Source organism: Variovorax palleresanus, assembly GCF_051144945.1.
Classification (GTDB): Bacteria; Pseudomonadota; Gammaproteobacteria; order Burkholderiales; family Burkholderiaceae_C; genus Variovorax; species Variovorax paradoxus_S.
This window is the reverse complement of record NZ_JBJNVP010000002.1, coordinates 4,557,655-4,570,730: the sequence shown is the minus strand read 5'-3', so window position 1 is coordinate 4,570,730 and position 13,076 is coordinate 4,557,655. Positions and strand designations below refer to the sequence as shown.

The 13,076-nt window shown below is 58.9% G+C and carries 11 protein-coding genes, 1 tRNA gene and 1 pseudogene; all 13 read right to left on the bottom strand.

Translation table 11 applies throughout. The features are described 5' to 3' along the window. Window positions 1–4: 4 nt before the first annotated feature. Window positions 5–172: pseudogene (locus ACJ7Z0_RS25340) on the bottom strand (LbetaH domain-containing protein); the annotation flags it as partial. Window positions 173–561: 389 nt separating this feature from the next. Next, window positions 562–1,794: a lipopolysaccharide biosynthesis protein gene (locus ACJ7Z0_RS25335; protein WP_434792028.1), complete on the bottom strand. Its 1,233-nt coding sequence runs from the start codon at window positions 1,792–1,794 to the stop codon at window positions 562–564. 92 nt (window positions 1,795–1,886) lie between these two features. After that, entirely contained in the window at window positions 1,887–3,053 is a 1,167-nt protein-coding gene (locus ACJ7Z0_RS25330) for a nucleotide sugar dehydrogenase (protein WP_434792724.1), read from the bottom strand. Window positions 3,054–3,190: 137 nt separating this feature from the next. Beyond that, window positions 3,191–4,264 (bottom strand): polysaccharide biosynthesis/export family protein, encoded by a 1,074-nt coding sequence (locus ACJ7Z0_RS25325; protein WP_434792723.1) that lies wholly within the window; start codon window positions 4,262–4,264, stop codon window positions 3,191–3,193. Between the two features lie 712 nt (window positions 4,265–4,976). Further along, a tRNA-Pro gene (locus tag ACJ7Z0_RS25320) sits at window positions 4,977–5,053 on the bottom strand. A gap of 26 nt (window positions 5,054–5,079) precedes the next feature. Continuing rightward, window positions 5,080–5,559 carry a MerR family transcriptional regulator gene (locus tag ACJ7Z0_RS25315; protein WP_434792027.1) on the bottom strand — a complete coding sequence of 160 codons (480 nt, stop codon included), beginning with the start codon at window positions 5,557–5,559 and terminating at the stop codon, window positions 5,080–5,082. A gap of 74 nt (window positions 5,560–5,633) precedes the next feature. Further along, window positions 5,634–6,005: an integration host factor subunit alpha gene (locus tag ACJ7Z0_RS25310; RefSeq protein WP_055804702.1), complete on the bottom strand. Its 372-nt coding sequence runs from the start codon at window positions 6,003–6,005 to the stop codon at window positions 5,634–5,636. A gap of 5 nt (window positions 6,006–6,010) precedes the next feature. After that, window positions 6,011–8,452 carry a phenylalanine--tRNA ligase subunit beta gene (gene pheT / locus ACJ7Z0_RS25305; RefSeq protein WP_434792026.1) on the bottom strand — a complete coding sequence of 814 codons (2,442 nt, stop codon included), beginning with the start codon at window positions 8,450–8,452 and terminating at the stop codon, window positions 6,011–6,013. 38 nt (window positions 8,453–8,490) lie between these two features. Beyond that, on the bottom strand, window positions 8,491–9,567 hold the full coding sequence (gene pheS, locus ACJ7Z0_RS25300) for a phenylalanine--tRNA ligase subunit alpha (RefSeq protein WP_431122751.1): 1,077 nt from the start codon (window positions 9,565–9,567) through the stop codon (window positions 8,491–8,493). A 115-nt stretch (window positions 9,568–9,682) separates the two neighbouring features. Further along, complete coding sequence (rplT, locus tag ACJ7Z0_RS25295) at window positions 9,683–10,042, bottom strand: 50S ribosomal protein L20 (RefSeq protein ID WP_055804712.1); 360 nt, start codon at window positions 10,040–10,042, stop codon at window positions 9,683–9,685. 24 nt (window positions 10,043–10,066) lie between these two features. After that, window positions 10,067–10,270 carry a 50S ribosomal protein L35 gene (gene rpmI / locus ACJ7Z0_RS25290; protein ID WP_007832497.1) on the bottom strand — a complete coding sequence of 68 codons (204 nt, stop codon included), beginning with the start codon at window positions 10,268–10,270 and terminating at the stop codon, window positions 10,067–10,069. Window positions 10,271–10,438: 168 nt separating this feature from the next. After that, window positions 10,439–11,059 carry a translation initiation factor IF-3 gene (gene infC / locus ACJ7Z0_RS25285; protein ID WP_307574750.1) on the bottom strand — a complete coding sequence of 207 codons (621 nt, stop codon included), beginning with the start codon at window positions 11,057–11,059 and terminating at the stop codon, window positions 10,439–10,441. A gap of 105 nt (window positions 11,060–11,164) precedes the next feature. Beyond that, a complete protein-coding gene (gene thrS, locus ACJ7Z0_RS25280) occupies window positions 11,165–13,072 on the bottom strand; it encodes a threonine--tRNA ligase (protein ID WP_055804717.1) in 1,908 nt (635 codons plus the stop codon). Window positions 13,073–13,076: the final 4 nt, after the last annotated feature.

The following is a 13,076-nucleotide window of genomic DNA, read 5'->3' as shown; positions in this document are numbered from 1 at the left end:
ACTAGTCTATTTTGATTCTTATAATCTTTGCCGGATTGCCCGCAACAATGGCGTTCTCGGGTACATCGCGCGTCACTATTGCACCAGCCCCGATTATTGCGTGGTCTCCAATTACTCTGCAGCCGGGCATAACTACTGCGCGAGCGCCAATCCAAACTCCACGCCCTATTACTTTTTGCATTGGAATAGGCGATGAGCGCGGATCTAGGCCGTGGTCATGGCTATATATTATTACCTGCTCAGAAATAAGCGTCTTATTTCCTATAGACAATCCACCCGTGTGATCCAACTTTACGTCTGAGTTTATTTGTACGCCATCGCCGATTTTCAAATGTTTTCCTGCGATCTCGGAGGATGCCGTTAAACCACGACCGATAAAACAGCCTTCCCCGATCTCAACCGCCTTTGGTTCAGCTATAAATGCGCCACCTCGAAACCGACTTCCTCTTCCGACTGATTTACAAGCCATCCGATATAAGAATGAATTCACCATTCCAGAAAAGTATGCAGCGATTTTTCTGGTCACTCTAAAAGGAAACAATACCTTTCCACCCGTGTAACTCATGCCGGACTCCCGAGCTTAGAATTTAGCCCAATCAAGTTGCAGACTATTCTTGAAAAAAAGCTCGCGGAAAAAATGATTCCAATGTAAATCAATTCAAACTTGGATTCAAAACCATGGAACAGAACAATTAGAGCAAGAAATGACATTGAGCCAATCAGCGGCGACAACAAGTAGTATCGCTCCTGCTTAATTGCCAGCACAGACTGCGCCAAATAACCAGTTACCCCAAAGAACAGCATGGCCACCGAAACCATATATAAAGCATCTCGAAGCCCCTTGAGATCAATATCTCCAAATAAAATGCGGAGTAGGGAATCCGGAACAATCAAAGAAAACAATAGAAACGCAATCGTAGGAAGCAACCCCCGCAAGCTCCCTATCCTGACAAACGAAATTATTTTATCGCGCTCTCCAGCCTTAACCAAGGCTCGCATTTTTGGCAGATATGCGTATCCCAATGCGCTAATCAATAACTGGATTGGTGCAAAGAGAGTTTGAGCAATCCCGACTAATCCCAGCACAGAACTTGAGAACAAAAAAACTATTGCGTAGCGCAAGCTGTTCGCATGCAAACTGTCAAAAAATGGAAATAGTGACGCAGACCATGAGGGAACCAGCGTTCTAAAAAGAAGGCGCAGTGTGAAATCATTCTTCTTTTTGGAGGCTTCCGCTATCTTTTTAATCGACAACAAATCAAAAATTACCACAGCCATTAGTGTTACCACAAAAGCGGCTCCTACTGCTAGACCCAACCCTCCTCCGAGATTCCAAATAATAATCATCGGGAAAAAATTTGCGGTGCCTCTGGCGAAAAAGGAGACGCCTATTTTCCCAAGCCGATTGTTGTTTTGATAAAAACCAGCGGCTACATCGCTTACATGATCTAAAGCACGCGTCCCCATGAGAACGACTACTATCGGCCAGTGGAGGTCCAAGTGTCCCGTGAACTGCAAAACGAGGATGGTTATGGCGAGTGCCAAAATGACTACGATAGTGCGGAGAACCAACGCTGCGACTATGTTAATGTTTTTGTCTTCGTCAATCGCTATCACATTCCTCAGATTTAAGCCCCCCACTAAGCACAAAGGGGTGAAAATTGCCAAAGCCAGCGTAAATGTGCCGATAAGTTCCACGCCACCAGCTTGTCGCGCAAGTAGCAGAACAATGAGCGCTTGGGCTAACGCCCAAAAAGCTTGCCCTACTATTATTTGTAAAGAAGCGGATTTCACCTGATTACACCGGCGAGCCACGACAAAGGGAGCAGTTTTCCTGTGGGCGCAACCTTATTTTTATATTGCGATCGACCTGCGCGTATTGGTATTTAGTCATTCCCGAATACATCTCGAGTGTAAAGTCGATCGGAAACGTCAGCGAGTTCTGGAACGCGGCGGTTGGCCAAGATCAGATCTGAGCGTTCCTTAAAATCCCCTAAATCACGGATTACAGGAATGCCTAAATATTCGCTCTGCTGCAGCACCGGCTCGTAAATCGAAATGGGTATACCTTTCGCCTGAAGTCGGCTAATTATTCCTTGTACGCTGCTTTCTCTAAAGTTGTCGCTGCCGGACTTCATAATGAGTCGATGAACTCCAACTGATCTCGGGCGCAAGCGAAGAATATCTTCGGCAATGAATTCTTGCCGCACAGTATTGGCCGTGACGATGGCGCTTATTAGCGTTTGAGGGATATCTTGGTAGTTGGCCAAAAGTTGCTTGGTGTCTTTTGGCAAACAGTATCCCCCGTACCCGAAGCTAGGGTTGTTATAGTGAAGCCCGATTCGCGGATCCAGACACACTCCGCTAATAATTTCTCGAGAGTCGAGCTGGTGGGTGACGGCATACGTGTCGAGCTCATTAAAGTATGCGACCCTCATGGCCAAGTACGTATTCGCGAATAGTTTGATCGCCTCCGCCTCTGAGCTCTCAGTAAAAAGCACCGGTACATCACCCTTAATCGCACCTTGCAGTAAAAGCTCGGCAAACCGTTTTGCCGCTTCAGATTTCCCACCGACCACGATTCGGCTGGGAAACAGGTTGTCATGCAAAGATTTTCCCTCTCGTAGAAACTCGGGGGAAAATATCAAATTGTTAAATCCGAGTTTTTCCCGCAAACTTGCTGTGTATCCGACCGGGACAGTCGACTTAATCACCACAGTCGCGTTCGGATTTATTGCAATCACATCTCGAATAACCGTCTCAACCGATTCGGTATTAAAAAAATTCGTAGCGGGATCGTAGTTCGTTGGTGTTGCGACTAAAACGAACTCTGCGCCGACATACGCCTGTTCCTTATCTGTGGTAGCGCGTAGATTCAGTCGTTTGGTTGCAAGATAAGTCTTGACATCCGCATCATCAATAGGTGAGCACTTGTCATTAAGCATCTCGACTTTCGACCGCACAATATCAAGTGCCACGACTTCATTGTGCTGAGCCAGCAAAATGGCATTGGATATTCCGACGTATCCGGTTCCCGCAACCGCAATTTTTATATTCATTTTTGAATTACCAGGAAGGGCCGACAAGTTTCTGAACACAGATCGGCACACACAAGCGCCCAGATAAAAAATTGAAGGCCTAACAAACGTCCAATGTGCAGAGGAGACACGATCACCTCCAATCGGCGCTATCAGCGAAACCGATCCGCCGATTCACTACCCAGATTCACAATCTGTGCAGCCGGCAGAATCAAACTGATCACGCGGTTCCACTTCACAAGCGGAACCGGGTCGATGTAGACCACGTCTTGCGCCTCCAGGCCGAACTGCCTGGCCAGCACCATTGCGGCGGGGTTCTTGGCGTCCAGATGAAAGATGGCTGGTAAGCCGGTGGCCCCCTGGCGAATCACGTAGATCTGGCCGGGGTTGGACGTGGTGAGAATCGGCCCGCCGGCTTCGCCCAGCGCTTCGTTCAGGTTGAGGCGGCCGTTGCTGCGCACCGTGAGCGCCGATGGGCGCAAGATTTCGCCCATCACATACACCTTGGCGTCTTCGCGGTGGCCTACGCGAATGGTGTCGCCGCTCCTCAAGGGAATGTCGTTGCCGTCGCGGCCGGCTTCGCGCAGGCGCGTCAGGTTGATGTCGACGGACTTGCCATCACGAACCAGGGTCACGGCCGCAAAGTTTCCGTTTGCGGTGATGCCGCCGGCCCGGTTGATGGCCTCGTTCAGCGTCATGGGCAAGTCGGTGAAGACCTGCGAGCCCGGTGCGCGCACTTCGCCTTCTACATAGGCGCGGCGGCTTCTGAACGACTGAATGCGCACCGTCACTTGGGGCTCGCGCACCTGGGTGACGATCAGCTTGGAGATGAGCTCGCCGGCTTCGGCCTCGGTGAGCCCCGCAACCCTGACGCGGCCCACATACGGAAAGGCGATTTCGCCCGACGAGTCGACGATGAAGCCCGGTGCCACGCTCACGCCCGTGGGGTCGGACTGCTGCGAGATGACTGCACCAGCATTGGGCAGCAGTTCGGGGTGGTCATACACGATGACGCCCACCACGTCTCCGGGGCCGATGGTGTAGCGCTGCGACTTGCCGAAGAGCGCCTGCACTTCCGACGGCACGCTCTTGGGCGTCATCTTGGCGAACGTGCGTACAAGGGCCGGCGTGATGGGGGTGATCCGGTCCTCAGGCGCTGCGTCGGGCAGGTACTGGAACTTGGGCGGCAGATCCTCGGCGCTCTGATACGGCTCCACGGTGCCCATGCCGGGCACGATGGTGCAGCCTTGGAGCAACAGGGTACCTAGGGTACCCACAAATAGGGCAGCGGAGCACGCCGCCGTGTTGACTTGACGTCTCAAAGCAAACCTCTGTGTTGTTTCACTCCGGGTGAAAGCCCGACAGAGGCGACAGAGGACTACCTGTCGCTCGATGCCTCCTCTTGTTCACATAGTTTAACTTTTGACCCCAGACGTAGCGATTCGTAAAAAGAGACGGAAATCACCTTTTTAGACATAAATAGCGAAAATTACAGTTTGCTACCCATGAGTTGGCGTAAGTGTGATGGACGTCACGTTTTGGTGCGTGGGGTCGGCCGCATTTGGTGCCTGCCAGACGGGCCTCCATGCATGCTTTCGGTTATGCCTTGTTGCGGGCTGGGCCGCTGGGCGAAACCGTGTCCCAATATCTATCGTTTTCCGGACAACTTATCTTTGGGCTGATGCCTCTAATCCGCTAATCAGGAGTGGGTCAGGTGAACAAGCTTCAATACTTAGAAAGTATCGGGAGAGCACCTGTTGTTGAAAACCTATGTACACCCTCGCACTCGACATCGGAATATTTGTGGCCGGCACGTTGCTCGGCGTTCTGAGCATGTGCCTGCTCTTCGTCGCGCGGTCTGACGACTGAAGCTGTCGCGCAGCAAAAAAAAACGGGTCAGAGCTTGTGGCTCTGACCCGTTTTTCTATCTGACGATATTGGTCGGTGTGAAAGGATTCGAACCTTCGACCCCTTGCACCCCATGCAAGTGCGCTACCAGGCTGCGCCACACACCGAAGCTCTCAATTATAGCCGGCTGAAATCACCGTCCGACGGTAAGCAGCTCACGAATTTCAAAAAGCTCGCGCCGCAGGTGCACCAGCTGCGACGGATCGACGGTGCGGGCCGTGGCTTGCTGGGGCTCGGGGCTGTGGTGGGTGTCTTCGTCCTGGTGCATGGCCGCATCGAACTCTTCCTGGTCGATTTCGACGGCTTCCATGCCCTCCAGCGGAACGATGCCGGCCTTGCGGCGCTCGCGCTCGCCTTGCACGAGTTCTTGCAGCTTGTTGCGCGCGCCGCTGATGGTAAAGCCCTGGTCGTAGAGCAGATCGCGGATGCGGCGAATCATGAGCACCTCGTGGTGCTGGTAGTAGCGCCGGTTGCCGCGCCGCTTCATGGGGCGCAGTTGCGTGAACTCCTGCTCCCAATAGCGCAGCACGTGCGGCTTGACGCCACACAGCTCGCCAACCTCACCGATGGTGAAGTAGCGTTTGACGGGAATGGGCGGGAGCGCTTTCTCCATTATTTCCATTGAAATCAAGACCGTGCGCAGGAAACCTTAGAGATTACTCTACGCACCCGCGCAGCACCAAGCACTTATTCGGCGCCCAGGCTCCACTCGACCTCGGAAGTGCCGCTGGGCTCGATGCTTCCGTGAATTTGTTCCTTCAGCTTGGCGCTGGCGTGAAAGGTGGCCACGCGCCGCTCGCCGATGGGAATGGCTTCGCCGGTGCGCGGATTGCGGCCCGGCCGGGGTGCCTTCACGCGGATCTGGAAGTTGCCAAAGCCAGAAATCTTGACGTCGGTGCCTTCGATCAGGCTGTTGGCAATGAGGTCGAAGAAAGCCTCGACCATGTCCTTGGATTCGCGCTTGTTGAGGCCGATCTGCTCAAAAAGCAGGTCGGCCAGGTGCGCCTTGGTGAGTGCGGGCGTTTCGAGGGCTTCGAGCGTGAATTCCGCGGCGTTCATTCTCATCACCCTCTCAAGCGCGCGCCGAGTCTGGCGCTCAGTTGTTCGACGATGGCGCGCACGGCAGGTTCCACCTGCTCGTCGGTCAGCGTGGCGTTGTCGTCCTGGAAGCTCAGGCGAACCGCCATGCTCTTCTCCCCTTGCGCCAGGCCGCCCGATGCGGGCGCCGTGCCGTCGCGCGCAGGTTGCGGGCGATAGATGTCGAACAGCGTGGCGTCGCGCAGCAGCCCTTGCGCCGCGGCCGCCGATTGAATGGCCTGCATCAACGCATTGTGCGTGACGGATTCGGCCACGACCACGGCAATGTCTCGCTCGACGGCCTGGTGCTTGGGCACCGGCTGGGCCACGGGCACGGGGCGCGCGGTCACGGCGTCGAGGTCGAGTTCAAAAACCACGGGGGCCAGGGCAAAGTCCCACTTCTGGCGCCAGCGCGGATGCAGCTCGCCGACAAAGCCGATGGCCTTGCCGTCGATCAGCACGCGGGCGGAGCGGCCGGGGTGCAGGGCCGGATGCTCGGCCGCCTCGAAGCTGGGCACCAGGGGTGCGAGCAGCGCTTCGACGTCGCCCTTGGCGTCGTAAAAGTCGACGCGGTGCGGCTTGCCGTCCCAGCGCGCTTCTTCGGCATCGCCCAAGGCAAGGCCGGCCACGCGCATGGGCTGGTGAACGCCGCGCACGGTGCTGTCGGTGGTGGCCACGCTGTCGTCGCGCAAGAATACGCGGCCCACTTCGAACACGCGCACGCGCGGGGCCTTGCGGTCGAGGTTGAACTTGAGCACCTGCAGCAGCGAGCCGATCAGCGACGAGCGCATCACGCTCATCTGGCTGGCGATGGGGTTCAGCAGCTTGACGGGGTTGGCGTTGCCGGCCAGGTCTTGCTCCCAGTGCGCTTCCACAAAACTGAAGTTGATGGTTTCCTGGTAGCCGAGCGCCGCCAGGCTGCGGCGCACCGCGAAGCGACTGCGCTGGGCCTCGGGCCGCACGCGGGCGGTAATGGGCGCCAGCGGCGCGGTGGTCGGCAGGTTGTTGAAGCCGATCAGGCGCGCCACTTCTTCGATGAGGTCTTCTTCGATGAGCAGGTCGAAGCGGTGCGGCGGGGGCGTGACGGTCAATGTGCCCTCGCCTTCGCCAAGCGCAAAACCCAGGCGGCGCAGTGCGTCGGCGCATTGCGCCTGCGAGAGCGGCATGCCGATGACGCGCGCGGCACGCGCCACGCGCAGCGTGACGGGCATGGCCTCGGGCACGTTCAAGATCTTGTCGTCCATGGCGCCGGCCTGGCCGCCGCAGATCTCGATGATGAGTTGCGTGATGCGCTCGATGATTTCCACCGAGCGGCTCGGATCGACGCCGCGCTCGTAGCGATGCCCGGCATCGGTCGTGAAGTTGAAGCGGCGCGAGCGGCCCTGAACGGCTTCGGGCCACCAGAACGCGGCCTCGACGTAGATGTTGCGCGTGTCGTCGGACACCGAGGTGGCGTCGCCGCCCATGATGCCGGCGAGCGACTCGACGGCCTGATCGTCGGCAATCACGCCGACCTTGTCGTCGACGCTGATGGTGTTGCCGTTCAGCAGCTTGAGCTGCTCGCCCGCCTTGCCCCAGCGCACGGTCAGGCCGCCGTGGATCTTGTCGAGGTCGAAGATGTGGCTGGGCTGGCCGTACTCGAACATGACGTAGTTCGAAATGTCGACCAGCGGCGTCACGCTGCGCTGGCCGCAGCGCGCGAGGCGCTCGACCATCCAGGCCGGCGTGCTCACCTTGGTGTTCACGCCGCGCACAATGCGGCCCGAAAAACGGCCGCAGAGTTCAGGCGCCTCCACCTTCACCGGCAGCACGTCGGCAAACGATGTTGCAACCGGCGCAATGGCGGGCGTCTTGAGCGGTGCGCCGGTGAGCGCCGCGAGTTCGCGTGCAATGCCGTACACGCTCAGGCCGTGCGCGAGGTTGGGCGTGAGCTTGAGCGTGAGCAGCGCGTCGTCGAGCTTGAGCACGTCGCGCACGTCGGCGCCAATGGGCGCGTCGGCGTCGAGCTCGAGCAGGCCGCCGTGGTCTTCGCTCAGCTGCAGCTCGCGGGCCGAGCACAGCATGCCCTGGCTCTCGACGCCGCGCAGCTTGCCGAGCTTGATGAGAAAGGGCTTGCCGTCTTCACCCGGCGGGAGTTCGGCGCCAACCAGCGCGCAGGGCACTTTGATGCCAACGCGCGCATTGGGCGCGCCGCACACGATGTTGAGCAAGGCGCCCTGCCCCGCGTCTACCTGGCACACGCGCAGGCGATCGGCGTTGGGGTGCTGCACGGCTTCCTTGATCTCGCCAACCACGATGCGGCTGAAGGGCGGCGCCACGGGGCGGCGCTCTTCGACCTCGAAGCCGCCCATGGTGAGCGTTTCGGCCAGCTCGGCGCTGCCGAGGGGCGGGTTGCAGAACTCGCGCAGCCAGGATTCCGGGAATTGCATCTCTTCGATCTCGTATTCGGTTTTCTATGGGTGGGTGCTTACTGGAACTGCGAGAGAAAGCGCAAGTCGCCGTCGAAGAACAGCCGCAAGTCGTTCACGCCGTAGCGCAGCATCGTGAGCCGGTCGGGCCCCATGCCAAAGGCAAAGCCGATGTAGCGCTCGGGGTCGAGGCCCATGTTGCGCACCACGTTCGGGTGCACCTGGCCCGAACCCGCAACCTCGAGCCAGCGGCCGGCCAGCGGGCCGCTCGCAAACTGGATGTCGATTTCGGCGCTGGGCTCGGTAAAAGGAAAAAAGCTCGGGCGAAAGCGCAGCACGAGGTCGTCGCTCTCGAAGAAGGTGCGGCAGAAGTCGGTGAAGACGACCTTCAGGTCCTTGAAGCTCACGTTCTCGCCGAGCCACAGGCCTTCGCACTGGTGGAACATGGGCGAGTGGGTGGCGTCGCTGTCAACGCGGTAGGTGCGGCCGGGCGCAATCACGCGGATCTCGGGCGCCTTGACGGCACCGGTGGTGTCGGCTGCCGCGGCGGCAAACTCGGCCGCGTATTTCTTGATGTGCTGATGCGCATAGCGCACCTGCATCGGGCTGGTGTGCGGACGCAGGTTGTACGGAATGCCGTCGTCGCCGTTCAGATCGACATAAAAGGTGTCCTGCATCGAACGCGCAGGATGGTTCGGCGGGTTGTTGAGCGAGGTGAAGCTGTGCCAGTCGCTCTCGATCTCGGGGCCGTCGGCCACGTCGAAGCCCATGCTGGAGAAGATCTCTTCGATGCGCTCCAGGGTGCGGCTCACGGGGTGCAGGCCACCCGGAATGCGACGGCTGCCGGGCAGGCTCACGTCGAGGGCCTCAGCGCGCAATTGCAGCGAAAGCTCTTCGTCGGCCAGCTGCTGGCGGCGTTCGGTCAGCGAGGACTCGATGGCCTGCTTGGCCACGTTGATTGCGGCGCCGCGCGACTTCTTCTCGTCGACGCTGAGCGCGGCCATGCCCTTCATCAGCTCGGTGATGCGGCCCGACTTGCCGAGGAACTGCGCCTTGGCGTTCTCGAGCTCGGCGGGCGTTTTCGCTTCGGCGAAGGCGGCGCGTGCGGTGGCTACCAGGGAGTCCAACTCGTTCATAGCAACAGAAAATAGGCGGGGAAATAAAAAAAGAGCTGGAGCCTTTTCAAGCGCCAGCCCTTGTGTCGTGGGCGCAGGAGACTGCCACGAAGACAGCCGCCCTTGCTTTACAGGATCAAGCAGCCAGCTTGGCCTTGACCTGCTCCACGATGCCGGCAAAAGCGGCCTTGTCGTGCACTGCGATGTCCGCAAGCATCTTGCGGTCGATCTCGATTCCGGCCTTGCGGATGCCGTTTGCAAACTGGCTGTAGGTCAGGCCCAGTTCACGCGAGGCGGCGTTGATACGCGCGATCCACAGTTGACGGAACACGCGCTTCTTGTTGCGGCGGTCACGGTAGGCATATTGCCCAGCCTTCATTACCGCCTGTTTGGCGATGCGGAAGACATTACCGCGGCGACCACGGAAACCCTTGGCGAGTGCGAGAACTTTCTTGTGGCGGGCGCGAGCCGTTACACCACGTTTGACGCGAGGCATGTGTGTACTCCTTGTTCGTCTGAGTTAAATGCCACGGCCGGGCAGCATGGCGGCGACAGAAACCATGTTGGTTTCATGCACTGCGACTGCACCACGGAGGTGACGCTTGTTCTTGGTGGTCTTCTTCGTCAAGATGTGACGCTTGAAGGCTTGACCGCGCTTGACGGTGCCACCGGGACGAACGCGGAAACGTTTTTTCGCGCTGCTCTTGGTCTTCATTTTGGGCATGTAAATGCTCCTTTAGTTTGTGCTCGTGAGGCGCCGCGGATACTCCACGGACTTGTTGGCCCCGAGACACTTCTTTATCTCGCCCCTGCCTGCCCTTCTTGCGAAGCGCCGGCAACGGCGAAATTCTTTAAAACCCTGCTGACTATCTCTCTCGCCCGACCAGCCTTTTCAGGCTGCCGCGGGCGCCGACGACGTTTCCGTCGACGCGGGCTTGGCGGCACCACCGCCACCCGGCTTCTTGCGGCCCGGAGCGATCATCATGATCATCTGCCGGCCTTCGAGCTTGGGAAACTGCTCCACGACGATCAGGTCAGCCAGTTCATCGCGAATACGCTGCAGCAAAGCCAGACCGAGCTCCTGGTGCGTGATCTCGCGGCCACGGAAGCGCAGCGTGATCTTGCATTTGTCGCCCTCTTCAAGAAAGCGCTTGATGTTGCGCATCTTGATGTTGTAGTCGCCATCGTCGGTACCGGGCCGGAACTTGATTTCCTTGACCTCGATGACCTTCTGCTTCGACTTCGCCTCGGCCGCCTTCTTCTGCTCGTGGTACTTGAACTTGCCGTACTCGATCAGGCGGCACACTGGCGGATTGGCCGCGGCGACGACCTCTACCAGATCCACGTCAGCCTCACCGGCAAGGCGCAAGGCCTCGGAGAGACTCATAACACCCAATGGCTCGTTTTCCGGGCCTACAAGGCGGACTTCCGGGGCCATGATTTCCCGGTTCAGGCGGTGTTGGCGTTCCTCGCGGTGGCGGCGGTCGCGAAATGCAGTAGCGATGGTCAGAATCCTTCAAAAGTTGCTACAAAATCTGTAGCGGAAGCCGGGGCAGTCCTCGCGGACAAGCGGCATGATTTGATCGAGAAACACAAGTTGGGGTGCTTCAGGGACAAATCAACGCTTGTCAGCAACATCCTGGTCGAGCCGCTGCTTGAACGATTCGAGGGACATTGCACCGAGGTCTTGGTTGCCCCGGGCGCGCACTGCGACGGCACCAGCTTCCTTCTCTTTGTCGCCTACGACGAGGATGTAGGGAAGCTTTTGCAACGAATGCTTGCGGATTTTATACGTAATCTTCTCGTTGTGCAGATCGAGCTGAACCCTAAGCCCTTGATTCTGCAACGTTTTCGCCACTGAAGCAGCGTAATCGGCCTGCCCTTCGCTGATATTGAGCACCGCCACCTGCACCGGGGCGAGCCATGCGGGCAGCGCGCCAGCGTGGTGTTCGATCAGCATGCCGATGAAACGCTCGAGGCTGCCCACGATGGCGCGGTGCAGCATGACGGGATGCGCGCGGCCGCTCGATTCGGTAACGTATTCGCCGCCCAGCCGCTCGGCCGTGTTGAAGTCGACCTGCATCGTGCCGCACTGCCACTGGCGGCCCAGCGCGTCCTTCAGCGTGTATTCGATCTTGGGGCCGTAGAAGGCGCCGTCGCCGGGCGAGATGATGAAGTCGACGCCCGAACGGCGCAGGGCCTCCATGACGGCGTGCTCGGCCTTGTCCCAGAGCTCGTCGGAGCCCACGCGGTTGTCGGGCCGCGTGGCCACCTTGTAGAGGATGTCCGTGAAGCCGAAGTCGGCGTAGACCTTCTGCAGCTGCTCCGTGTAGGCGATGCATTCATCAAGAATCTGGTCTTCGGTGCAGAAGATGTGGCCGTCGTCCTGCGTGAAGCCGCGCACGCGCATGATGCCGTGCAGCGCGCCGCTGGGTTCGTTGCGGTGGCACTGGCCGAACTCGCCGTAGCGCAGCGGCAGGTCGCGGTAGCTGCGCAGGTCGCTCTTGAAGATGAGCACGTGGCCGGGGCAGTTCATCGGCTTGAGCGCGTATTCGCGCTTTTCCGACTCCGTCGTGAACATGTTGTCGCGGTAGTTCTGCCAGTGGCCCGTTTTCTCCCACAGGCTCTTGTCGAGAATCTGCGGGCCCTTCACTTCCCAGTAGCCCGTGTCGCGGTAGATGCCGCGCATGTACTGCTCCACCGCCTGCCACACGGCCCAGCCCTTGGGGTGCCAGAACACGACGCCTGGCGCCACTTCATCGATGTGGAACAGGTCGAGTTCCTTGCCGAGCTTGCGGTGGTCGCGCTTCTCGGCTTCTTCGATGCGCTGGATGTACTGGTCGAGCTGCTTCTTGTCGGCCCAGGCCGTGCCGTAGACGCGCTGCAGCTGCTCGTTCTTGGCGTCGCCGCGCCAGTAGGCGCCGGCCAGCTTGGTGAGCTTGAAGACCTTCAGGAAGCGCGTGTTGGGCACGTGCGGGCCGCGGCACATGTCGACGTATTCCTGGTGGTAGTAGAGGCCCATGGCCTGCTCGTCGGGCATGTCTTCGACGAGGCGCAGCTTGTAGTCTTCGCCGCGCGACTTGAAGACCTCGATGACCTCGGCACGCGGCGTCATCTTCTTGACCACGTCGTAGTCTTGCGCAATCAGCTCCTTCATGCGCGCCTCGATGGCGGCCATGTCTTCGGGCGTGAAGGGGCGCTCGTACGAGATGTCGTAATAAAAGCCCTCTTCGATCACCGGCCCGATGACCATCTTGGCCGTTGGGTAGAGCTGCTTCACGGCATGGCCGACCAGGTGGGCCGTCGAGTGGCGGATGATCTCCAAGCCCTCGTCGTCCTTGGGCGTGATGATCTGGAGCTTGGCGTCGCGGTCGATGACGTCGCTGGCATCGACGAGCTTGCCGTCGACCTTGCCGGCCACCGTCATCTTGGCGAGCCCGGGTCCGATGGACTGGGCAACTTGGGCCACCGAAACCGGGCCTGGGAACTCGCGGCGCGAGTTGTCGGGAAGCGTGATCTGGATCATGAAA